This window comes from Lautropia mirabilis (assembly GCF_900637555.1).
In the GTDB taxonomy this organism is placed as follows: Bacteria; Pseudomonadota; Gammaproteobacteria; order Burkholderiales; family Burkholderiaceae_E; genus Lautropia; species Lautropia mirabilis.
The window spans coordinates 381171-405132 of sequence record NZ_LR134378.1 but is presented as its reverse complement, the minus strand read 5'-3'; the positions used below and the strand labels follow the sequence as shown (position 1 = coordinate 405132).

The window sequence follows — 23962 nt, the reverse complement described above, 5'->3', positions numbered from 1 at the left end:
CGGTGAACGTGTCGCGCATTCTGCTGGCAGTATTCCGCATGCTGGCAGCGCTGCCGTATTCCTGGCTGCGTCGTCTGGGCAATCTGGCGGGGGTGGTGCTGTACCACGGGGTACGGCGGCGCACCCACATTGCCCGGGTGAACCTGCGACTGTGTTTTCCGCAGATGCCCGAGCACGAGCGTGAGGCGCTCATCCTGGCGCACTGCAAGTTCTTTGCGCGCAGCTTTCTGGACCGTTTCATGCTGTGGTACCGGCCGGAAGCGTACCTGCGCAAGCTGGTGCAGCTGGAGAATGTCCATCTGATCGATGAGCTGGAGGGCAAGCCGCTCATCCTGCTGGCACCCCATTTCCTGGGGATGGATGCGGGCGGCACGCGCCTGTCCATGGACCGCACCATGTTCACCATGTTCGCCAACCAGAAGAACAAGGTGTTCAACGAGGAAATGCGCAAGGGCCGGGCCCGCTTCAGCGGCGCGATGGTGCTGTCCCGTCAGGACGGGCTGCGCGGCGCGATCCGCAAGATCCGCGAAGGGGTGCCTTTCTATTTCCTGCCCGACATGGACCTGGGCGCGCGCGATTCGGTCTTCGTGCCGTTCTTCGGCGTGCCGGCGGCAACGGTGACCTCGGTGGCGCGGCTGGCGCAGATGACCGGAGCCCGCGTGCTGCCCTGCGTGACGCTGATGACCGACACCGGCTACCGCACGACCTTCTATCCTGCCTGGGAGAATTTCCCTGGGGATGATCTGGAAGCGGCCACGCGGCGGATGAACGAATTCATCGAGGCGCGGGTGCTGGAAGCGCCGGCGCAGTACCTCTGGACGCACAAGCGCTTCAAGACACGGCCGCCGGGCGAGCCGGATCCGTACCGGGTGGATGGTCAGCCCATGCCCGATACCGAGATCGAGGAGGTGCCGCTGGAGGACAATGGCCCGGCCACCGAGGGGAGATCGGCATGAAGCTGCGGCTCACCAAGATGCACGGCGCCGGCAACGATTTCGTGGTGATCGATGCCACCCGTGGCATGCCGCCGGTGTCGCTGGCGCAGTGGCGCTGGCTGGCCGATCGCCATGTGGGGGTGGGGGCCGACCAGATCCTGATCGTCGAGCGTCCGACGGCAGAACAGGTGGCTGCGGCCGGGCCCGAGGGGCTGGATTTTGTCTACCGGATCATCAATGCCGACGGCATCGAGGTGGAGCAGTGCGGCAACGGCGCGCGCTGCTTCGTGCGCTTCGTGCACGAGCAGGGACTGACCGACCGTGACCGGATCCGCGTGCTGACGCGCGGCGGCATCATCTCGCCCCGGTTGCTGCCTGACGGTGGCGTGGAAGTGAACATGGGCGAGCCCTCGTTCGATCCGGGCAGGCTGCCGTTCTCCACACGCGGTCTGGTGCCCCGGCAGCAGGGGCAGGCCATGCTGTGGCCGCTGGCGCTGGAGGCGTCGCCCGGCGAGGTCTTCACGCGCGAGGTGGCGCTGGTGTCCATGGGCAACCCGCACGCGGTGCAGGTGGTCGAGGACGTGAAGCAGGCGCCCGTGCAGACCGAGGGGCGCCTGATCGAACTGCATCCGCGCTTTCCGGCGCGCGTGAACGCCGGTTTCATGCAGGTGCTGTCGCGCGGCGAGATTGCGCTGCGGGTGTTCGAGCGCGGTGCGGGCGAGACGCTGGCCTGCGGGACCGGAGCCTGTGCGGCCGCCGTGGCGGGCATGCAACAGGGGCTGCTGGATCATGAGGTCCGGGTCCGGGCGCTGGGTGGAACGCTTACCATCCGTTGGGAAGGGCCGGGCTCCCCGGTCTTTCTGGCAGGTCCGGCCGTGACGGTGTTCTCCACCGAGGTCGAGCTGCCCGATGACCCGCCCGGGGCGGACGGGGAGGCCTTGCGCTGACGCGGGGTGCCCCAGGCTGGCACGGCCCCGTTCGGATGGGCCGTGTGGCGCCGATGTCTTTGCAGGATTCACGATGAGTTTCACGTCATTGCCGGGGGGCTCTCCCCGAGAGGCCGACGAGCGCCGGCGCGTCGATGCGCTGAGCGCCGACGAGGTGGCTGCCTGGTTGCAGCGCAATCCCGAGTTCTTCGAGTCGCACCACGACATGCTGAGCCAGCTCAAGCTGCGCCATCCGCATGGGGGACGCGCCATTTCGCTGATCGAGCGCCAGGTGACGGTGTTGCGCGATGCCAATCGCATGCTGGAAAAGCGCCTGGCCGATTTCCTGCGCATTGGCCGCGAGAATGATGCGCTGTCGATGAAGATGCAGGGGCTGGCGCATGCGCTGCTCGGCGAGCGCGATCCGGCGCGGCTGCCGGGACTGCTGTGCGCGGGCCTGCGGCGCGGTTTTGACGTGCCCTTCGTGGTGGTGCGGCTATGGGCGGAGGTGAATCTGCCCGAAGCTTCGCAGGGGCCGGTGTCGGCCAGTCTGCAGCAGTGGGCCGACCGGCTGGAGCAGCCCTATTGCGGTCCGGCCACGCAGGACGAGATCCTGGGCTGGTTCCCTGAGCGTGGTCAGGAAGTGGCCTCGATGGCCGCCATGGCCCTGCGCGCGGGCAACGAGATCCGCAGCTTCGGACTGCTGGTCATTGGCAGTCATGATCCCAACCGCTTCCAGGCGGGGATGGGCACCGTGGTGCTGGAGCAGCTGGCCGACATGGCGGGTGCCTCGCTGTCCCGGGCGCTGCCGCCGAAGGAATCGGCCTGAACATCCGCGCCGACATCGACGCCTGGCTGCGGCGGCTGGAGACCGAGCGCGGCTACTCGGCGCATACGCTGGATGCCTATCGGCGCGATCTGGCGACTCTCGTGGTGGGCATGGGGGAACGCACCGACTGGGCAGCCGTGAAGGAGGCTGACATCCGGCGCTGGGTGGCGGCCGCGGCGCGTGACGGGCTCTCGCCGGCCTCGCTGGCCCGGCGGCTGTCGGCATGGCGTGGTTTCTTCGATGCGCTGGCCGAGGATGGGCGGATCCTGGCCAACCCCGTGCAGGGAGTGCGGCCGCCCAAGCGGCCCCGCCGTCTGCCCAAGGCGCTGCCGGTGGACCAGGCCGTGCAGCTGGTCGATGGTCCGGTGGAGGCCGAGCAGGCTTTCACCGCCAGCCGCGATCGGGCCATGGCCGAACTCTTCTATTCCAGCGGGTTGCGTCTGTCGGAACTGACGGCGCTGGACCACCGTTGGTTGCAGGCATCAGGGGACGGAGCCCGTTCGTCGGCCTGGCTGGACCGTCCGGCGGCCGAGGTGCAGGTGCTGGGCAAGGGCGGAAAACGTCGCACGGTGCCGGTTGGCCGTGCGGCACTGGCTGCGCTGGATGCCTGGCTGGAGATTCGTGGCGAGTGGCTGGCGGCGCATCCGGCAGCCGATACCGCGCCGCTTTTCCTGTCGCTGCAGGGGCGGCGGCTGAGCAACCGTTCGGTACAACTGCGGATGGATGCGCTGGCCCAGCGACGGGGCCTGCCACAGCACGTCCATCCGCACGTGCTGCGACATTCGTTTGCCAGCCACATGCTGCAGTCCTCGGGCGACCTGCGGGCCGTGCAGGAGCTGCTGGGACACGCCAGCATCGGCACCACGCAGGTGTACACGGCCCTGGATTTCCAGCACCTGGCGGCCGTCTATGACGCCGCGCATCCGCGTGCGCGGCGGCAGGGTGCGGTGCCCGACGGGACCACAGCCGGTGCTGGCGGGCGGGCAGCCGGCGAAGCCGGCGCGGAAGGCAGCGCAGGAGACGGTGACAGCGCCGGAGACGGCGCGGGAGACGGTGGCCTGGCCGGAAGGCCGGATGTACGCGCACAGGACGCCTTGAAAAAGCCCTGAGCCGCCCCCACAAGAGGCGGCATGCCCGACACGCAGGGTTCGGGCTGAAATACACGCAGGTGTTGCCGGTTTTGCACGGCAGCATGGCCCGTCCGTGAGCAGTTTGCCAAAGCTGTTGCCGATCGCCCCTGTTGTGTCGAATATGAAAAATAAAGTTACTTATCAGGCGTGAAACTGCGCGTACAATCCGCGCTCCTTGGGGGCCTCTCAAACAGTCTTTACAGTCGTTTTCAGGCTCCCGGCACTGCCAAGGAAGGTGTGAAATGGCAAACGATCTCATTCCAACCACGATCCTGACCGGCTTCCTGGGAAGCGGCAAGACCACGTTGCTCAACAAGATCCTCAAGGACGATCACGGTCTGAAAATCGCCGTCATCGAGAACGAGTTCGGCGAGGAGGGCATCGACAACGATCTGCTGCTGCAGGGTGACGAGCAGATCGTCGAGATGAACAACGGCTGCATCTGCTGCACCGTGCGGGGCGACCTGGTGCGCATCCTGCTGGACCTGAAGGCCCGGCGTGATGCGGGCGAGATCCATTTCGACCGGGTGGTGATCGAGACCACCGGTCTGGCCGACCCGGGCCCGGTGGCGCAGACCTTCTTCATGGATGACGAGGTGGCGCAGAGCTACATGCTGGACGCCATCATCACCGTGGTGGATGCCCTGCACGGGAACCAGCAGCTGGACGAGACCAAGGAAGCCCAGGCACAGGTGGGCTTTGCCGATCGCATCCTGATTTCCAAGACCGATCTGGCCAACGAGGAAACGGTGGAGGCGCTGCGCCGGCGTCTGGTCCAGATGAACCCGCGCGCGCAGATCCGCACCATTCAGTTCGGTAACGTGGATGTGGCCGAAGTGCTGGACATCAAGGGGTTCAACCTGAATGCCGTGCTGGAGGTGGACCCGGACTTTCTGGAAAGTGACGAGCACACGCACAGCGATGCGGTCTCGTCCTTTGTCTTCAAGTCGAAGAAGCCTTTCGACGGTACCAAACTGGAGGAATTCCTGGGTGGCATGATCCAGGTCTTCGGCCCCGACCTGCTACGCTACAAGGGCGTGCTCTACATCAAGGGAACGCCGCGTCGCATGGTGTTCCAGGGCGTCCACATGATGATGGGCGCCGACGTGGGAAGAAAGTGGGAACCCCACGAAACGCCGTCCAGCAAGATGGTGTTCATCGGCCGCAATCTGCCGAAGGACACTTTCATCGCCGGACTGAAACAGTGCCTTGCCTGAAAGTACAAGGAGCTCCTATGACAACCGCGAACCAGGCCGTTCTGACCGAAGACGCCATCCTCAAGATGTCCGAGGATGACTACATGAACGACGTGCAGCTGGAATTCTTCCGTGACAGGCTGCGCCAGATGGAAAGAGACATCCGCAACAATGCCGGTGAAACCACCGAGCATCTGCGCGAGACCGTCATCGTTCCTGATCCGGCTGACCGTGCCACGATCGAGGAAGAGCATGCGCTGGAGCTGCGTACCCGCGACCGCGAGCGCAAGCTGCTGAAGAAGATCGAGCAGGCACTGGCCCAGATCGACAGTGGCGACTACGGCTACTGCGAGGAAACCGGTGATCCCATCGGCATTCCGCGCCTGCTGGCACGTCCCACCGCCACGCTGTCGCTGGAAGCACAGCAGCGCCGTGAGCTGCGCCAGAAACTGTACGGTGACTGAGCACCATCCTGTGGCGCAAAGGCCGACGACATGATGTGGTCGGCACACTTTCGCAGAGAAAGGGGGCAATCGCCCCCTTTTTTCTTGTGGGATTCTGCAGGGCGGACGGTCGGGTACAGCTGACTGGCGGTGCTTGAAAGGCCCTTTAACAGGTGTTCCGGCTGGCTGGATACTCTGGCCCGACTGGCGGGGCGCCGATGGGGTGGTCGGCACGGCAGCCGGTGCTACACTGAAAAACGAGCCAGTCAGGGGGCATACGTCCGTGGGATTCTTTTCTTTTTTCAGCAGGAAAAAAAACCGGAACAAGAGCGAAGCCGCTCCGTCGCCGGAATCGACCAGCGGGTTGAGCGCTCGTGAAATCGCCCGTCGCACCGCCGAGAAGATCGACGAGATCGAATCGCAGATGGTGCAGGAGGGGGTTTCGGTTGCCAATCCGGCGTTGATGCAGCAGGAGGCGAAGGCCGGGCAGGCTCAGGCTCCGGCTGCTGCGGCGGAATCGGCCGAGCAGGCTGCCAACGATGTGTCGGGCCGGCCTTCCGTGCTGGCGCGTCCGCGTGAAGGCGCCATCGAGATCCAGAGTTCCGGCCTGCTGCCGGTGCTGGAAGAAGTGTCGGTGCTGTTTGCCAATGGCCAGGTGAGCGAAGCAACGCAGAACCTGCGCCAGGCCATTGATCAGAAGCAGCTGGGCGAGCATACCCGCCTGGGCTGGAAGATGCTGCTGGAGCTTTATCAGGCCAGCGGGCACCGGACCGAATTCGAGAACCTGGCGGTGGAATACGCCTCGTCCTTCGAACTGTCGCCGCCCGCCTGGGTGGACGAACTGGTGCTGCCCAATCAGCAGGAAGAGCAGGCTGCGGTCCTGTCGTCCACGGTGCTGTTCCCGCCGGTGATCGATGCCCAGGTGGTGAAGCAGACCGAGCAGATGACACGTGCCATCCAGCGCAAGCGCCAGCTGCGCGTCGACTTCAGCCGCGTCACCAGCATCGACATGATCGGTGCGGATCTGCTGCTGCGCACGTTCCGTGATTTCCGCAAGGCGCGCCATGAGCTGACGATCTGCGGTGTGGAAGCCCTGGAGAAGGCGCTGTCGGTGATGACCGAGAGTGGCCGCCGTGATCCGGACGAGCACTGCTGGCAGCTGCGGCTGATGGCCCTGCGCATGCTGGGCCGCCAGCAGGAATTCGAGGACCTGGCCATTGAGTATTGCGTGACCTACGAGGTCTCCCCGCCGTCGTGGGAGCCGCTGCCGGATTCCGTGCATGTGCTGCTGGCTGACAGCGAGCCCGAAGAGGAAACCAGCGAGACGCTGCAACCCTACGTGGGCGAGATGTTCGCGCTGTCGGGCGTGCTGACCGGCCGTGCCGAGACCATGTTCCGTCGGCTGCGTGCCTGGGCCGAAGACCGCCGCGAAGTGACGCTGGACTGCCGTCAGCTGGTGCGCATCGACTTTGCCTGCGCCAGCGAGCTGCTCAACGAAGTGGTGTCGCTGCAGGCCGGTGGCAAGCCCGTCACCATCCGCCAGCCCAGCTATCTGGTGGCCTATCTGATGATCGTGATGGGCCTGGGCGACCTGGCCGAGCTGCAGCTGCGTCACGCCTGATGCAGACCCTGGCCGCATGCGGCCAGGCCGAAAAGGGGCCCGGAAGGGCCCCTTGCCATTGAAATCGACCGATGGCCCCCCATATGTCCTGAAACCCCTCCGGCTCCCTCCTGGCGCCGGAACTCTTTCAGGACCATCATGACAACCATCGTATCTGTCAGAAGAGGCGACAGCGTCGCCCTGGGGGGGGACGGTCAGGTCACCCTCGGCAACATCGTGGTCAAGGGCACCGCGCGCAAGGTGCGCCGCCTGGGGGGCAACAAGGTGCTGGCCGGCTTTGCCGGCGGAACGGCAGACGCCTTCACGCTCTTCGACCGTTTCGAGGCACAACTGGAGCGCTATCCGGCCAACCTGATGAAGGCGGCCGTGGAGCTGGCCAAGGAATGGCGCACCGACCGCGTGCTGCGTCGCCTGGAGGCCATGCTGGCCGTGGCCGACAAGCAGCATTCCCTCATCATCACCGGCAACGGTGACGTGCTGGAGCCCGAGCACGGGCTGGTGGCCATCGGGTCGGGCGGCGCGTATGCGCAGTCGGCTGCGCTGGCGCTTCTGGAGAACACCGAGCTTTCTCCGACCGAGATCGTGCAGAAATCGCTGAAGATTGCGGGTGATCTGTGCATCTACACCAACCAGAACCACACGATCGAGACACTATGACGCAGATGACGCCGCAGGAGATCGTCTCCGAACTGGACAAGCACATCATCGGCCAGGACAAGGCCAAGCGCGCGGTGGCCATTGCACTGCGCAACCGCTGGCGTCGCCAGCAGGTGGCCGAGCCGCTGCGCCACGAGATCGTGCCCAAGAACATCCTGATGATCGGTCCCACCGGCGTGGGCAAGACCGAGATTGCCCGCCGCCTGGCCCGGCTGGCCAACGCGCCGTTCATCAAGATCGAGGCCACCAAGTTCACCGAGGTGGGCTACGTGGGCAAGGACGTGGATTCGATCATCCGCGACCTGATGGAAGCCGCCATCAAGGAAGAGCGCGACCGCGCCAAGCAGCGCGTGGATGCACGTGCCCGCGACCTGGCCGAGGAGCGTGTGCTGGATGCGCTGCTGCCGTCGTCGGCCCATCAGCGTGCCCCCACGGACTACCGTGACCTGGAAAAGCCCATCTCCACCGCCGACGATTCGGTGGCCCGCCAGAAGTTCCGCAAGCGCCTGCGCGAAGGCGATCTCGATGACAAGGAAATCGAGATCGACGTGGCGCAGCCGATGCCGAACATCGGCATCATGGGGCCGGCCGGCATGGAGGAACTGACCAACCAGCTGCAGGGCATGATGCAGGGGCTGCCCGGCAAGACGCGTCAACGCAAGATGCGCATTGCCGAAGCCATGAAACTGCTGGTGGACGAAGAGGCCGGCAAGCTGGTCAACGACGAGGAGATCAAGCTCACCGCGCTGGCCAACGTCGAGCAGAACGGTATCGTCTTCCTGGACGAGATCGACAAGATTGCCGTGCGCAGCGGCGTGCAGGGTGGCGACGTTTCCCGTCAGGGCGTGCAGCGTGACCTGCTGCCACTGGTGGAGGGCACGGCCGTCAACACGCGCTATGGTGTGGTCAAGACCGACCACATCCTGTTCATCGCGTCGGGGGCGTTCCATCTGTCCAAGCCGTCCGACCTGGTGCCGGAACTGCAGGGGCGCTTCCCCATCCGCGTGGAACTCAGCTCGCTGTCGGTGGAGGATTTCCGTCGCATTCTGACCGAGACCGATGCCAGCCTCACCAAGCAGTATCAGGCGCTGCTGGCCACCGAGGGCATCACGCTGGACTTCCGCGAGGACGGCATCAACAAGCTGGCCGAGACCGCCTTCCGCGTGAACGAGGGGACCGAGAACATCGGCGCCCGTCGGCTGCAGACGGTCATGGAACGGCTGCTGGAAGAGGTGTCGTTCCAGGGCGATCGCCGCTCGGGCGAGACGGTGGTGATCGATGCCGCCTTTGTCGAGGAGCGTCTGGGCGACATCGCTCGCGACGAGGACCTGTCGCGCTACGTGCTGTGATGCAGCACCGGCCACCCGCCGTTGATGGCGTCGTGGCTGTCCGTCCGGCTGGTGGTGGTTCGCCGTGACATTTCCCCTTGTTTAGATTGCCGATCGGGAGCCGTGTTCATGACACGTCCCGGTCGGGGTCGGGCGTGCATGGCTGTCCAGGGGGCGGCGCGTGCTGCCGGCCGATCGTCGCGGACAGTGTTCCGCGGCCCATCAAGCGAGGTCGGACGGGCAGATGAATTCTGCAGCGCAGCGTTTCGGGTCGGGCAGGGCGGGCGGCAACGTCATGCGCGCGCTCGCCGTGCTGGGCATCGTGGCCTTGCTGGCGGCACCCACGGCCTACTTCCATTACGCCTGGACGTCCGCTGAACACGAGATGCTGGAGACGGCCCGTGCGGATGCCGAGTTCCTGCGCGAGCGCCTGTTGCAGCAGGATGTCAGGGCGCGAAGCAGTTCGGCGGATGCCGTGGATGCAGAGGAAGGCGGATCGTCAACCGCACGCAGCATCAGTGCCTTGCTGCAGCAATTGCCTCCCATGGAATTCGAGGGGCGGCAGATGGTGCGCGATGCCAACGGCGTCATTCTGGCGCAGCGGGGTGGTGTACCCCATGGGCCGGTGTTTTCCGTGACGACGCCGCTGCGTGGCGTTCCGGCGCTGCGGGCCGATATCGAGATCATCCGCAGCAGCAAGCCGCTGCTGTGGCACATGCTGGGTGTGGGTTCACTGGTGCTGGTGGTGGGCGCCTGCATCGCGCTGGTGGCCGTGCAGGGATACCGCCGCACGCGCGGGCAGGGGCGTGAGGTGGCTCGCGTCTCAGGGTTGGCAGAGCAGGGCGTGCTGGATCGCAATGCCTTCATCGAGGGTGTGCGGGATGCGCTGGTGCGTTCGGAACGCGATGGCACCGAATGCACGCTGTTTCATCTGGACCTTGATCATTTCAAGATGGTCAACGGTGCCGTAGGGCAGAGCTGTGCCGACCTGCTGCTGGAGCAGGTGGCCAAGGTGATTCGTGTCCGAATAGATGCACTGGCGCGCGAGGCCGATCTGCCGCCGGTGCTGATGGGCACGCCGGGTGGCGATGTCTTTCTGCTGCTGGTGGAGGCCATGCCCCGTTCGGCCCCGGTGACGGAGGCCTTTGCCCGCGGCGTGCTGGATGCGTTGGGCAACGCCTTCGAGGTGGGGCCCTATCAGCTGTATCTGTCGGCCAGCGTGGGGGCCAGCCATCGGGCGGGCCGTGCCATCACGGCCGAGAAGCTGATCCGCGAGGCGGAGCTGGCCAAGATCTTTGCCAAGAACCAGGGCTCGGGCAGCTATGCCATTCATGACCAGAACATGGATATGCAGGCCGAGGCGCGTGACGAGCTGGGTCAGGCGCTGCGTCGGGCGCTGGCCAACGAGGAATTCCTGCTGTACTACCAGCCCAAGGTGCATACCGTGACGGGCGTGGTGACGGGCGTGGAGGCGCTGCTGCGCTGGCAGCCCGAAGGCAAGCCCATGGTGATGCCGGATCAGTTCATTCCGGCGCTGGAAGAGACTGGCCTGATCGTGCCGGCCGGCGCCTGGGTGCTGCGTGAAGCCTGCAACCAGGTGATGACCTGGCGTGCGCGCGGGTTGCCGCCGGTGAGTGTGGCCGTGAACGTCTCGGCGCGGCAGCTGCAGCAGCGCGGCTTCGTGGACACGGTGGCCGGCATCCTGAAGGAAACGGGCCTGGAGGCGCGCTACCTGGAGCTGGAGCTGACCGAGACCATCTTTGTGGACAACGCCGGCGACAACGTGCGCATGTTGCGCCGCCTGGCGGACATGGGGGTGAGCCTGGCCATCGACGATTTCGGTACCGGCCACTCGTCGCTGAGCTATCTGAGCAACTTCAGCCCGCGCACACTGAAGATCGACCGCTCGTTCCTGTCGGAGGCTGGCGACGGGTCCGACAACATCGCCATTGCCCGCGCCATCATCGCGCTGGGTCATGGCATGGGCATGTATGTGGTGGCCGAGGGGGTCGAGACCGAGGCGCAGGTCGATTTCCTGCGTGGCTATGGCTGTGATCAGATGCAGGGTTACCTGTTGAGCAAGCCGCTGCCGGCGGACCAGCTGGAGCAGTGGCTGCGGGCCCGCATCCAGAGCCAGCTGAGTCTGAACGCGGCACGGCGCGCGGCGCTGGTCTGAGGGGGCTGCCCGGTTTCTTCGATACCGTTCCCCAAAAGGTCTGACGATCTGACGCAGGTGGCGCTCGCATGGCTGGCAGGGGACGGCCGTGTGGTGGCCCGGGCATGTCCGGGGTGCTGGCGGCGGTGATGGCCGCTATCATCGCGGGTGGACGTGGCGCGGCGGCATCCGGCCGCAGGGTGGCGCGTCCCTTCACAGGAGACCCCCGGTCATGACCGACGACAGCCTTTCTCCCGGCGTCAAGGCGCAGATTCTGTCCGAAGCGCTGCCCTACCTTCGTCGCTTCCACGGCAAGACCGTGGTGATCAAGTACGGCGGCAACGCCATGACCGACGAGCGCCTCAAGCGCAGCTTCGCGCATGACGTGGTGATGCTGAAGCTGGTGGGCATCAATCCGGTGGTGGTACATGGCGGCGGTCCGCAGATCGAGCAGGCGCTGACCCGGATGGGCAAGGAAGGCCGCTTCATCCAGGGCATGCGCGTGACCGACGAGGAAACCATGTCCATCGTGGAGATGGTGCTGGCCGGTCAGGTGAACAAGGAGATTGTCGAGCTGATCAACACGGCCGGCGGCCAGGCCGTGGGGCTGACCGGGCAGGACGGCAACCTGATCCGTGCGAAGAAGCTGCTGCTGCCCAGTCAGGAAACGCCCGGCCAGATGGTCGACATCGGCCTGGTGGGCGACATCGAGCAGTGCGACCCCGCCATCATCCGCACGCTGACCAGCCACAGCTTCATTCCCGTGGTGGCGCCCATCGGTTCGGGTGAGACGGGCGAGACCTACAACATCAACGCCGACGTGGTGGCCGGAAAGATCGCCGAAGTGCTGCAGGCCGAGAAGCTGGTGCTGCTGACCAACACCGCCGGCGTGCTGGACAAGTCCGGCAGGCTGCTGACCGGGCTGACGGCTGCCCAGGTGGACGCGCTCTTTGCAGACGGCACGATCTCGGGCGGGATGCTGCCCAAGATCTCGTCGGCGCTGGATGCCGCCAGGTCGGGCGTGAAGGCCGTCCACATCATCGACGGTCGGGTGGACCACTGCCTGCTGCTGGAGCTGCTCACCGACCAGGGCGTGGGCACGATGATCAGCTGCAACTGAGTCGGCCGCACCCGGTTGGCTCGGCAGGCTGCCGGTGTTGCTTTCAGGCCGCACCCGTGCGGATGTCGGGCGGCCTGCCGGACGTGAAAGCCGGCGTTGCAGCCTTTCACGGTCGATCCGGGTGCCGGCTGCGGGCAGGCCCGGCTACAATGGAAGACGCCCGCGGGCACCCTCAGCCTGCCGACCCCCATACCCGCGTCCGCTGTCGTTCTGACTGGCGGACCTTTCGAATGCCCCAGGGCCGTGGCCCTCTGCACCGTCCGTTCGCGCATGACCGATCCCGTCGACTCCCAGTTCCCTGAATCCTCCGGTTCCGCCGTGGGCGGGGCTGCCGCGCTTGCCTCGACACCGGACATGGCTGCTGCCGCGCCGGAAGGGCAGGGGGCGGGCGTGGCGGCGAGCGCGGACGCGAGCGCTGCCGCGTCGCAGGGCGCTGCGCCGGCGCAGGCGTCGGCGGATTCGTCGGGTGAGGAGATCGATGTGCGCCGCCGCGTGCGCAAGCGCCCCAAGCCCGGTGAGCGCCGCCTGCAGATCCTGCAGGCGCTGGCCGAGATGCTGGAGCAGCCCAAGGGCGAGCGCGTCACCACGGCGGCGCTGGCCGCCAAGCTTTCGGTCTCGGAAGCGGCGCTTTATCGGCACTTTGCCAGCAAGGCCCAAATGTTCGAGGGGCTGATCGAATTCATCGAATCGACGCTGTTCGGGCTGATCAATCAGATCACCCGCGAGGAAGAGCACGGTCTGGCCCAGGTGCAGCAGATCACCAACCTGCTGCTGACCTTCTCCGAGCGCAACCCCGGCATGACCCGCGTGCTGGTGGGCGACGCGCTGATCAACGAGGACGACCGCCTGCAGGTGCGCATCAATCAGCTGACCGACCGGCTGGAGCTGTCGCTGAAGCAGTGCTTCCGTACCGCCATGGTGCAGGAACAATTGCCGGCCGACACCGATGCCGGTGCCCGGGCAGATCTGGTGCTGTCCTATGTGCTGGGTCGCTGGGCGCGTTATGCCAAGGGCGGCTTCAAGCGCATGCCCACTGAAAATGTCAGTATACAGATCGGGTATTTTGTGAGCTGACGGAAGATAATCCGTCCCTGCTTCCGTACCAGCATTTGATTTCCCCATGGACGGCGCGATCCATCACGGGCTGCACGCATGGCCTGCCAGATGGGCTGATGGCCGAAGAATGGCTTGCTGTCAGGGTTTTCGGGAGGGATGGCAATATTTTCGGTACGGCATGACACATCCTTCCGTATTGTCGTGTGCTGTCGTAATGAGCGCATGAATTCGATGCGCCATGTATGCAGGCTGTAAATCGCCGTCAGTCACTGTTAATGTGGTGGCAGGATATTTGTAGTGTCTGCCGACATGCCGGGCTAGACTGGCCGTCCCTTTCCTTGTGAATTATCAATGGGACGTTTTCATGTTTCTGAACCGAGATGACTGCCACCTGCGCGCGGTATCCGTATCTTCCAGTCAGGGCCGGCGACCGCTGGCCGCCGTCATTGCAGCGCTGATGCTGCCGTGCGTCGTGGGCAGCGCCCATGCCACCAATATCCCTGCATCGCAGGAGACTACCTCTGTACAGGCCAAGGCAGGCGAAACCGGGACTGCCCAGGCCTCTGGCAGCAGCCAGGGCTCCACCACCCAGGCTCAGGCCGATTCCAGCACGTCGAGCGCCGCCCAGGCGCAAGCTGGTGAACAGGACAGCGGCACCCAGGACACCCCCTCGACCCGGCCGGCCACGTCGGCGGATGGCCAGAGCGCGGATTCCAGCGCAGCGGCCGCAGGCTCGTCGGCTGCGGGTCAGGCGGCCACGACCGGGCAGGCCGGCAGCGCCACCTCGGATACCGCCAGCAACGGAAGCTCGACGGCCGCCAGTGGCGGAACCTCGGCAACCACCGGCGCTGGTGCCTCGACCACGGCCGACAGCGGCAGTTCCACGGCGACCGGCAGCGGCGCCTCCACCGGAAGCAGCAGCACGGGCTCCTCCACGACGCAGGCTTCCTCCGGTAGCGACGCGTCCACGCAGGCCGCCTCGGGTTCGGAACAGACCTCTTCAGCGACCCAGGCGGCTGGCAGCAGCCAGACCACGGGCTCCAGCGATGGCAGTGCCGCCACCACGGGCGGTGCGTCGACCTCGACGGGGGCTGCAGGCTCGACCAGCAGCAATACCGCATCGACCAGCGGCGCGGCCTCGGGCAGCGATGCTGCGACGACCGCTGGTACTGCCTCCGGCAGCGACACCGCGTCCAGCGGCGCCACGACCTCGGCGGCTGACACTGCCTCCGGCAGCAGCACCACGGGCACCACGTCCGGCAGCGACACCTCGTCCACGGGTGGCAGCACGTCCGGCAGCAGCACCGCCTCGACCGGTGACACGGCGTCCGGCAGTGGCAGCACGTCCGCAGCTGGCACCACGGCCGCCAACGACTCGTCGTCCGGCACTGGCACCGCGTCGTCCGGCGACTCCTCCGCCACCAGCAGCAGCACTTCCGGCAGCGGTAGTACGTCCACGGGTGACAGTGCATCCAGCAGCAGCACGGGCCAGTCGGCCGCAGATGGCAGCAGCCAGGCGTCGACCACCGACAGCACCACGCAGTCCGGCGGGCAGTCCAATGTCCAGGGCCAGACTTCGGGCGCCACCAGCGACCAGACCCAGGACCAGGACGCCACCTCGCCCAGCAACAGCAAGACCGAAGGCCAGGGCCAGCAGGAAGCACAGAACCAGTCCCAGACGCAGGGCCAGACCGCCGGCACCACCCAGGATGCCGCCGAAGCCCAGGCCGGCCAGAGCCAGGCCCAGGCTGCCGGGTTCGTTGACCACGGCATTCCCACCCCGGTGGCACAGACCCGGGGCGTGGTGTCCACCGTGGACCAGAGCGGCCAGGACGTGATCCTGACCTGGCTGCAGGACTGGCGCGGCGGTTATGCCATTCTGATGGTGAATGCCGAGACGGGCGCCTCGCAGCAGTTCGATGTGCCGTTCAAGCCGGACGGTGACGAGCCCTCGGCCATCTACCTGTCGTCGAAGAACCGCCTGTACACGCTGTTCAACAGCCAGTTCGTCGAGTTCGACGTGGCCAGCAAGCGCTTCACCTTCCACGGCAAGGTCAACGGCAAGACCGCCATGAGCCTGACCGAGGACAAGGATGGCCGGATCTGGGCGGCCACCTACCCGAACAACCAGCTGGTGAGTTTCAATCCGCAGAATTCATCATTGCAGAATCATGGCCAGCTGGCGAAGGAGTCGTGGACGCAGTATCCGCGCTCCATCGCGGTGGATGCCCATGGTTGGGTCTACGTGGGATCGGGTCTGGCGGCTTCGCAGATCTACGCCTACAACATCCAGAGCCACGCCACCCAGGCGCTGCTGTCGTCCTCGCAGCGTGTTTCGGGCACCGCCGTGGTGACGCAGTCCCAGAGCAACGTTGTCTATGCCCGCAACGGCCAGCAGCAGTTCATGCTGACCAACGGCAAGGCCAGCGGCCTGGGTGCGGGGGCGCGGGTGGCCGAATCCAACCTGAAGGGCGGGGCGCAGAATCTGGTGGACCGCGAGTTCCCGTCGGGTCGTCGCCTGGTGTCGGTGGACATGCACGACCGTACCCTGGTCACGCGTGATGCGTCGGGCCAGCAGAAGACGGTGAAGTTCAACTACACCACCCAGGGCGCTGCGCTGACCTTCGTCTGCGCCACCGGCGACAACAAGGTGTGCGGCGGCACGCGCTTCCCGATGCACACCTTCTACTACAGCGCGGGTGACAACAAGTTCGACAGCAAGCAGCTGCCGCGCCAGCCGAACGTGATGGCCGCACTGGGCTCGCGCCTGTACGTGGCCGCCTATCCGGACGGCAAGCTGTTCCAGGAGAATGAGAACGGCAAGAACGAGTTCTCGGAAGTGCTGAACGCCTACCCGTCCATCAACCGGCCGCACGCCATGCTGATCATGGGGGGCGGTTCGCAGATCGCGCTGGCCGGCACGCCGGAATACGGCACGACCGGCGGCGGCATGATGTTCTGGAACCGTTCCAGCGGTCAGAAGAGCCGGATCGATCATTGGCACCTGGTGCCCAACCACTCGGTGCAGGCGATGGTCGAGCTGTCCAACGGCATGCTGCTGGGCGGCACGACCGTGGCGCCGGGCACGGGCGGTGTCACCAAAGCCACCGATTCGAGCGAGCTCTTCCTGATGGATGCGAACACCCATGAGGTGCGCTGGCGCGGTGCGCCGGTGCCGGGCGCCAAGACCATCACCGACCTGATGGTGGGTGCCGATGGCCTGGTCTATGGCCTGGCCGACAGCGTGGACCTGTTCGTCTTCAACCCGAACAACCGCCAGGTGGTCTCGGTCAACCGCTTCTCGAAGGACCTGGGACCCTCCGTGTACGCCCAGGGTACCCGTGCCTTCGTGAAGGGTGCCGATGGCAGCATCTACGTCCTGCTCTACAACGGCATCGGCAAGGTCGATACCAAGGCCCATACCGTCAGCCGTGTGGTCTCCTCGCCGGTGCGCATCACCGTGGGGGGCGCCGCAGCCAACGGCCGGATCTACTTCGGCTCCAACAACCACCTGTACAGCTGGAAGGCCCAGTGACGGTGAGGGGGCGACCCAGGCATGACCGGCAACCGCCGGCGCTGACCTGAGCCGGTCCCGAGACCGATGTACCCCGGGGCCGGATCGTCTCTTCTCCGCGAGGAGGCGATCCGGCCTTTTTTCACGCCTGAATTACGTAATAAGGAATAATGAATCACTAAAGGGGTTTTACAAATGCGTTGTTGAGAAGCAACACTTGGCAAGTCCATGTTTTTGCGCGCGAAACCTGGACATAGTTGGCACATGGAGGGGCTTTCGTGTTGACTCATAAAACAGGGCAGCTATATTCATAACGGTTCCGTCAGTTTTAGAGATTCGTTACAAACATGTCCAAGACACGCATCTTCTCGGTTGTCGGCGCACGACCCCAGTTCGTGAAGGCCGCCATTGTCAGTCAGGCCCTGGAAAAGTATCCGGACGTCGAGCACGCCATCGTGCACACTGGCCAGCACTACGACCAGAACATGTCCGATGTGTTCTTTGAAGAACTGGGCATGCCGGCGCCGGCCTTCAACCTGCACATCTCGGCCAGCGGGCACGGCGCCATGACCGGCCGCATGCTGGAGGCCCTGGAAAAGCTCTACATCGACGAGAAACCCGATGTCGTCGTTGTCTACGGTGACACCAACAGCACGCTGGCCGGTGCGCTGGCTGCGGCCAAGATCCACCTGCCGCTGGCCCACGTCGAGGCCGGCCTGCGCTCGTTCAACCGCATGCCGGAAGAGATCAACCGGGTGCTGACCGACCACATCACCGACGTGCACTTCTCGGTGACGGACGTCTCCACCGCCAACCTGCTGCGCGAAGGCATCAGCGGCCCGCGCGTCGAGCAGGTGGGTGACGTGATGTATGACTGCGCCCTGCAGATGGCCGAAGTGGCCGAGCGCCGCTCGCACGCGCTGGAAACCTTCGGCGTCGAGCCCGGCAAGTTCGTGCTGTGCACCGTGCACCGCGCCAACAACACTGACGATCCCAAGCGTCTGCAGTGCCTGATGGAAGGTCTGGACCTGCTGGCCCAGCACCTGCCCGTGGTGCTGCCGCTGCACCCGCGCACCCGTTCGCGCGTCGAGGCCCTGGGCTTCAAGCCCAAGTCGCCCAACTTCAAGATCGTCGACCCCATCGGCTACATCGACATCGTGCGCCTGGAGCGTGCCGCGGCCGTCATCGTCACCGACTCGGGCGGCGTGCAGCGCGAGGCCTTCTTCCACAAGGTGCCCTGCGTCACCTTCCGCGACGAGACCGAATGGACCGAACTGGTCGATTCCGGCTGGAACGTGCTGGCCCCGCTGGATGATCCCGAGAAGTTCAAGGACATCTGCCTGTCGCGGGTGGGCACGCGCGGCACCCCGAAAGAGCACTACGGCAACGGCGATGCCGGCGTGAAGATCGCCGCCACGCTGGTGAAGATGCCGCAGATGACGTTCAAGCGCTGAACTGCTCCCGCTGATCATGGAAACCCGTCGTTTGAATATCCTCTTCCTGACGGACAACTTTCCGCCCGAGCGCAACGTGCCCGCCATGCGTACCTGGGAGCACGTTTCGCGCTGGGTGAAGGATGGCCACCAGGTCACCGTCATCACCACCGCCCCCAACTTCCCCCAGGGCAAGCCGCTGGCCGGCTACAAGAACCACTGGTACTTCAAGGAAGACATGGGGGGGGTGAAGGTCATCCGCGTCAAGAGCTACATCGCGGCCAACGAGGGCTTCCTCAAGCGCATCCTGGACTATGTCTCCTTCATGGTGACGGGCGGCATTGCCGCCATGTTCCAGCGCCGCCCCGACATCCTCATCTCCACCTCGCCCCAGTTCTTCTGTGCGGTGGCAGGCTGGATCGTGTCGCGGCTGCGCCGCCTGCCCTGGATCTTCGAGCTGCGTGACCTGTGGCCGGCCTCCATCGTGGCCGTGGGTGCCATGAAGGAAGGCCTGCTCATCCGCATGCTGTACTGGATCGAGATGAGCATGTACCGGGCATCCGACCGGGTGATTGCCGTGACCAAGGGGCTGCGCCAGGACCTGGTGGACCGGGGCATTCCGGGTGACAAGGTGGTGGTGGTGCGCAACGGCGCCGACACCAACCGCTTCACCCCGCGGCCCAAGGATCCGGCTCTGGTGGAGAAGCTCGGCCTGCAGGGCAAGTTCGTGGTGGGTTACTACGGCACCATCGGCATGGGCGCGGGCGTGCAGACCGCCGTCGATGCCGGGGCGCTGCTGCGTGACCGCGACGACATCGTGATCATGCTGGCTGGTGCGGGCGCCGAGTATGCCGAGGTGGAGAAATCCATCAAGGACCAGGGCCTAACCAACGTGAAGCTGCTGCCGCCCTTTGACCAGTCCGAGATGCCGGCGGTCTGGAGCCTGCTCGACGCCGCCATCGTGATGATGAAGGATCGGCCTCTCTTCAAGGCCACCATCTCGTCCAAGACGTTCGAGGCGCTGGCCATGGGCATGCCCGTCATCATGAGCCTGCCGGCCGGTGAGGCCACCGGGCTGGTGGACGAATACGGTTTCGGCATCAATGTGCGCCCCGAGAACCCGCAGGACATGGCGGCTGCCATCCAGCGGCTGGCGGACAATCCGGAACTGAAGGCCGAACTGGGTCGCAAGGCGCTGGAAGCCTCCAAGGACTTCTCGCGCGAGCGCTCTGCCGGCCTGGTGATGGACGTGGTGCAGGACGTGATGGCCAGCCGTGGCAAGTGAGATCGCAGCCCTTCAGGGCGCGTGATACGGAAGCCGTCCCGCAGTCATGACCGGACCGGTGCGCCGCAAGGCGTGCCGGTCCCACCAAGAATCACAACAATGAACATCGACAAGCTTTTTTCGGCCGGGGGTTCCGGCAACGTGCTGGTACTTGCCCCGCACACCGATGATGCCGAGCTGGGCTGCGGCGGCACCATCGCCCGCCTGGTCCGCAGTGGCCACCGCGTCATCACCGTGGCCTTCTCGGCCGCCGAGGACTCCGTGCCCAAGGGCTTTCCGCGTGACGTGCTGCGTACCGAGAACCGCAATGCGGCCCAGAAGCTGGGCGTGAAGCCCGAGGATGCGCTGGTGCTGGACTTTCAGGTGCGCACCTTCCCCGAGCATCGGCAGCGCGTGCTGGACACGATGATCCGCCTGAACCGCGAGTATCGGCCTTCGCTGGTCTTCGTGCCCAGTGCCACCGATACCCATCAGGATCACAAGACGGTGGCCGACGAGGGCTTCCGCGCCTTCAAGCGCACCACCATCCTGGCCTACGAGCTGTCGTGGAACACGCTGGAATTTTCCAACCGCTGCTTCGTGACGCTCGAGGAAGAGGACATCCAGAAGAAGATTGCCGCGCTGTACGAGTACAACTCGCAGCAGGCCTGTCGCACCTATGTGAACGAGGCCTACGTGCGGGCGCTGGCGCTGGTGCGCGGTACCCAGATCCAGAAGCCGCTGGCCGAGGTCTTCGACGTTCCGCGGCTGATTCTGGACTGAGGTCGCGCTGACTCACTCCTGGTGCAGGACCACCGGCCAGTTGGAGTCTGTGCCGCCGTTGCTGTAGTGGTTGAAGTGGTAGGCGTTGATCCAGTTGCCGTTCACGCGGTGCTGGGCGTTGGATTCGGTGAACGCCACCGGCGAGCTGAAGCCGTGGTGCGAACCGTTGCGGAAATCAGCAAACTTCCACTGGCTGCCGCCTTCGGGCAGGAACTCCACATCGTAGGTCTGGCCGGCCTGCAGCGTGATGGCGCCGAACGAGGCGTCATACCAGTAAACCTTGCCCACCCGCGCGGACTTGAGCTGCAGCCCGTAGTAGTTGGCACCCGAGCTGATGCGGCCGCTGGCCAGTTCGCGGTTGCCCTGCACGATACGCCAGCGCAGCGATCCGCCCACCGAGGCTGCCGTGGCAAACGACAGTCCCGAGACCCGTTTGGTGCTGTACGGGCGGAAACGCTCACGCACCGGGTGGCTGGCCGTGGCCGTGAAGATGCGCTGCGGGTCCACGGCACCGCTTTCCATGGCCGACGAGCCCTGCTTCTGGCCATTGCGGGTGGTCAGCTGCAGGATGGGTACATAGTAGTTGCCGCCGGCGGGGCTCTGCGTCATGTCGTTCCACGAGAATCCCCCACCCGACCACGCGTTCCGGGTGCCCAGCAGCGTGGCCCAGTCGGTGGGCGAGACCCAGCGCGAAGGCCGGCCATTGCCCGAATGGGTGATGGTGTTGTTGCTGCTGATGTAGTTCTGGTGCGGCGCCGGGTGGATGTTGTCCAGCACCAGGTGATAGATGCGGCCGGCCACCAGAGGCTGCTGGCTGCTGAAATAGGCATCGTTGAAGATGGGATTGCCGCGGTAGGCTGCCGAACCCGGCGTGAAATAGGCCGTGGCCAGCGGTGTGGCCGACATGTTGGGGCGGTGTGCGCCGCTGCCGTCATCGGGCATCAGCCGCAGGCGGATATTGCCGCCGTTACCGGCCGAATAGCCGCGACCCGGCTGCCAGTAGAGGCGGGCGGTGCTGAGGTGGCCGTTGATGGTGGCCCGGAAGCGGTTGGAGATGATCTGCTCACGCCGGCCGTTGATGCCGACGATGGTGTTGGCCAGCGCATCCTGCCGGAAGACACCCGGACCGTAGAGCCGGCGCACTTCATACGAGGTCAGCGCGTGGTTGCCGCTGCCGGCAGATACCACGGCCTTGGTCTGGCGACGGCCTGGGGCCTGCGTGGTCTTCGCCGGGGTGCTGTCGCTCTGCGTGGCCAGGGTGTTCGGGGCGTGGGAAGAGACGGCCTTGGTGTTCAGATGGGCCGTGTCATCGTCCGAATGCACGCCGCAAGCTGCCAGGGGAATGGCCAGGGCGACGATGCCTTTGCGCAACGAGTTGTATATATATGAATGACTATGAGGTTTTTTGCTGACGTTTATATTGCAATTTGTCATTGAGTTATTCCTAAGTTTGACGGGCGTAATGGTATGTGCCCTTGTCGGTAAAGTAAACAAAAACCCCTGACTGTCGAGTCCCCATTTATTGGGGGATATGACGATTCTGCGCGGATGGACCTATTTCGGCGGAGATGGGCGCCAGATATCGTCATGATGCGCGCCAGCAGAGCGGAATGAATGGCCGCGCCGTGTGCCGGATACGGGAGATGAATTCCGGGCGCAATAGGGGCGAGTTTATGGATAATGTCCGGATAATAAGGTCGGCATGGCGTCAATGATGGTGTGCGACAGATGTGAGGCCGTTATTCGGGGACCAGTGGCCGCTTTGCGGGTACGGAAGGGCAGTACGCGCGGATTGGGCGCGTACCCGTCGTTGGCGTATTCCGGCCGCATAAAGACCCGAAAAATGCTCCTGAACGGATCAAAAACGACCGCCCGGCCCTCATTTCTGAAGGGGCCCCGGTGGTGCATTCCGGCACGAAAGCGGCCGAAATTCCGTGTCAATTTTCTCTTGCAGAGTGTGGCCTGACAGGTACACGAAATCGTTGTACCCGACCCGGACCGCCGGCGAAAGGCTGGCGATCCGGGGATTGGCGGGGGCGCGTGTGCGTTCCGGAACCCTGGCGGGCGTCAGGGCGCCATGTGCAGGACCACGGGCCAGTTGGCCTCGACCTTGCCGGCACGGGTGTGGTTGAAGTGGTCGACGTTGATCCACTGACCATTCACGCGGTGCTGGGCATTGGATTCGGTGAAGGCCGCTGGCCAGCTGAAGCCGTGCAGCGAGCCGTTGTAGAAGTCGGCCACCTTCCACTGGCTCTGGCCCTGGGGCTGGAACTCCACGTCGTAGGTCTGGCCGGCGGCCAGCGTCACGCCCTGGCCGCCATTGATCTCGGCGTCATGCCAGAAGACCTTGCCGACCCGGTTGGCGTTGGCCTGCAGCGCGGTGTAGTTGGGCGCGTCTGTCGTGAACTGCCCGCTGGCCAGCACGTTGCTGCCCTGCAGGATGCGCCACTGCAGCGTGCCCGCAACCGATGCCGCCGTGGCAAACGACAGGCCCGTCACGCGCCGCTCGCGCGTGGGGCGGAAACGTTCCCGGATGGGTTGATCGGCCCCGATGGTGAAGATGCGACCCGGATCGACGGCGCCACTTTCCATGTTGGCCATGCCCTGGCGCTGGCCGTCTGCCGTGGTGAGCTGCAGGATGGGCACATAGTAGTTGCCGTTGGAGGCGCTGCGCGTGTAGTCGGACCACGTGAAGGCATCCGAGGAACCCGCCGCACGCGAGCCCCGCAGCGTGCCCCAGTCAATGGAGGAGACCCAGCGGGAGGGGCGGTCGTTCTGTTCGTGGGTGATGGCGTTGTTGCTGCTGATGTAGTTCTCGCGCGGATCCGGAGCCACGTTGTCCATCACCAGATGGTAGATCTGGCCGGCCACCAGCGGCTGCTGGCTGGTGAACGTGCTGTCGGCAAAGATGGCGCGATCCCCTTGGGCGGCCGAACCCGGCGTGAACTCTGCCGTGGCCAGCGGCGTGGCCGACATGTCGGGTGCATGGGCGTCCGAACCGTCGTCGGGCAGCAGGCGCAGACGGATGACGCCGCCGTTGCCCCGCGAATAGCCCGTTCCCGGTTGCCAGTACAGCCGTGCCGAGGCCAGGTTGCCGCTGATGGTGGCCCGGAAGCGGTTGGAGACGATTCTCTCCTGGCTGCCGTTGATGCCGATCATGGTGTTGCCCAGGGCATCCTGCCGGAACACGCCGGGGCCGTAGAGCCGGCCGATCTCGGCCGAGTTGAGTGCGTAACCTTCGCTGCCGGGCTGGCTGACAATGGCCTTGGTCTGCTGGACAGGAACGTCCGAAGCGCCAGAACCACCGCCGCCACCGCCGCATCCAGACAACACTGCCCCGGCCAGAAGGGCGCTAAATAGCAAAATATTGTTACGCGAAGTGCGTTTATGTACGGTATTAGCAACGTTGCTATTGCTAATTTTCATGAATTCCTCTCCGGATCGGTATCCCGGGATATTAGGGGCAAGCGCCGGGAAAGTAAACACGGTATTTGGGAATAAATTCGGTGGCGAGTTTTATCGGGAGGGAATATATGCGCCGTGCCTGGTGTCGGAATTGCTGCTTTTTACGG

At 65.1% G+C, this 23962-nt stretch carries 18 protein-coding genes and 1 pseudogene; 16 read left to right on the top strand and 3 right to left on the bottom strand.

What is annotated here, in order from left to right; genetic code table 11:
- Positions 1 to 2: 2 nt before the first annotated feature.
- From EL249_RS01655 to slmA, 12 genes and pseudogenes are all read left to right on the top strand, one after another.
- Positions 3 to 956, top strand: a complete 954-nt coding sequence (locus tag EL249_RS01655) for a lysophospholipid acyltransferase family protein (RefSeq protein ID WP_005674764.1) — start codon at positions 3 to 5, stop codon at positions 954 to 956.
- Entirely contained in the window at positions 953 to 1882 is a 930-nt protein-coding gene (gene dapF, locus EL249_RS01650) for a diaminopimelate epimerase (RefSeq protein WP_005674765.1), read from the top strand. Before EL249_RS01655 ends, dapF begins: the two co-directional genes overlap by 4 nt.
- Before the next feature lie 73 nt (positions 1883 to 1955).
- Positions 1956 to 2690 (top strand): DUF484 family protein, encoded by a 735-nt coding sequence (locus tag EL249_RS01645; protein ID WP_005674766.1) that lies wholly within the window; start codon positions 1956 to 1958, stop codon positions 2688 to 2690.
- Positions 2681 to 3631: pseudogene (gene xerC, locus EL249_RS01640) on the top strand (tyrosine recombinase XerC); the annotation flags it as partial. The gene EL249_RS01645 and the pseudogene xerC, both read left to right, overlap by 10 nt.
- 431 nt (positions 3632 to 4062) lie before the next feature.
- Positions 4063 to 5037, top strand: coding sequence for a CobW family GTP-binding protein (locus EL249_RS01635; protein ID WP_005674768.1), 975 nt, complete (start codon positions 4063 to 4065; stop codon positions 5035 to 5037).
- Positions 5038 to 5054: 17 nt separating this feature from the next.
- Positions 5055 to 5480: an RNA polymerase-binding protein DksA gene (gene dksA, locus EL249_RS01630; protein ID WP_005674771.1), complete on the top strand. Its 426-nt coding sequence runs from the start codon at positions 5055 to 5057 to the stop codon at positions 5478 to 5480.
- Positions 5481 to 5823: 343 nt separating this feature from the next.
- A complete protein-coding gene (locus tag EL249_RS01625) occupies positions 5824 to 7080 on the top strand; it encodes an STAS domain-containing protein (RefSeq protein ID WP_005674772.1) in 1257 nt (418 codons plus the stop codon).
- A gap of 138 nt (positions 7081 to 7218) precedes the next feature.
- Positions 7219 to 7737 (top strand): ATP-dependent protease subunit HslV, encoded by a 519-nt coding sequence (gene hslV, locus EL249_RS01620; RefSeq protein ID WP_005674773.1) that lies wholly within the window; start codon positions 7219 to 7221, stop codon positions 7735 to 7737.
- Positions 7734 to 9086, top strand: coding sequence for an ATP-dependent protease ATPase subunit HslU (gene hslU, locus EL249_RS01615; protein ID WP_005674774.1), 1353 nt, complete (start codon positions 7734 to 7736; stop codon positions 9084 to 9086). The genes hslV and hslU overlap by 4 nt, the downstream gene beginning before the upstream one ends.
- A gap of 223 nt (positions 9087 to 9309) precedes the next feature.
- Entirely contained in the window at positions 9310 to 11241 is a 1932-nt protein-coding gene (locus EL249_RS01610; RefSeq protein ID WP_005674775.1) for a putative bifunctional diguanylate cyclase/phosphodiesterase, read from the top strand.
- 211 nt (positions 11242 to 11452) lie between these two features.
- On the top strand, positions 11453 to 12340 hold the full coding sequence (gene argB, locus EL249_RS01605; RefSeq protein ID WP_005674776.1) for an acetylglutamate kinase: 888 nt from the start codon (positions 11453 to 11455) through the stop codon (positions 12338 to 12340).
- A gap of 354 nt (positions 12341 to 12694) precedes the next feature.
- A complete protein-coding gene (gene slmA / locus EL249_RS13700; protein ID WP_050782099.1) occupies positions 12695 to 13414 on the top strand; it encodes a nucleoid occlusion factor SlmA in 720 nt (239 codons plus the stop codon).
- Between the two features lie 729 nt (positions 13415 to 14143).
- Here the strand turns inward: slmA and EL249_RS01595 are convergent.
- Entirely contained in the window at positions 14144 to 15169 is a 1026-nt protein-coding gene (locus EL249_RS01595) for a hypothetical protein (RefSeq protein WP_050781976.1), read from the bottom strand.
- Positions 15170 to 15179: 10 nt separating this feature from the next.
- Between EL249_RS01595 and EL249_RS01590 the strand changes: the two genes are divergently transcribed.
- From EL249_RS01590 to EL249_RS01575, 4 genes are all read left to right on the top strand, one after another.
- On the top strand, positions 15180 to 16931 hold the full coding sequence (locus EL249_RS01590) for a hypothetical protein (RefSeq protein ID WP_040530189.1): 1752 nt from the start codon (positions 15180 to 15182) through the stop codon (positions 16929 to 16931).
- Between the two features lie 326 nt (positions 16932 to 17257).
- A complete protein-coding gene (wecB, locus tag EL249_RS01585; RefSeq protein ID WP_005674780.1) occupies positions 17258 to 18364 on the top strand; it encodes a non-hydrolyzing UDP-N-acetylglucosamine 2-epimerase in 1107 nt (368 codons plus the stop codon).
- A 31-nt stretch (positions 18365 to 18395) separates the two neighbouring features.
- Positions 18396 to 19628, top strand: a complete 1233-nt coding sequence (locus EL249_RS01580) for a glycosyltransferase family 4 protein (RefSeq protein WP_040530191.1) — start codon at positions 18396 to 18398, stop codon at positions 19626 to 19628.
- Positions 19629 to 19727: 99 nt separating this feature from the next.
- Complete coding sequence (locus tag EL249_RS01575; RefSeq protein WP_005674782.1) at positions 19728 to 20390, top strand: PIG-L deacetylase family protein; 663 nt, start codon at positions 19728 to 19730, stop codon at positions 20388 to 20390.
- Between the two features lie 12 nt (positions 20391 to 20402).
- Here the strand turns inward: EL249_RS01575 and EL249_RS01570 are convergent, their stop codons facing one another.
- Both EL249_RS01570 and EL249_RS01565 read right to left on the bottom strand, forming a co-directional pair.
- Complete coding sequence (locus EL249_RS01570; protein WP_005674783.1) at positions 20403 to 21761, bottom strand: hypothetical protein; 1359 nt, start codon at positions 21759 to 21761, stop codon at positions 20403 to 20405.
- 696 nt (positions 21762 to 22457) lie between these two features.
- Positions 22458 to 23723, bottom strand: coding sequence for a hypothetical protein (locus EL249_RS01565; RefSeq protein WP_126348038.1), 1266 nt, complete (start codon positions 23721 to 23723; stop codon positions 22458 to 22460).
- Between the last annotated feature and the right edge of the window lie 239 nt (positions 23724 to 23962).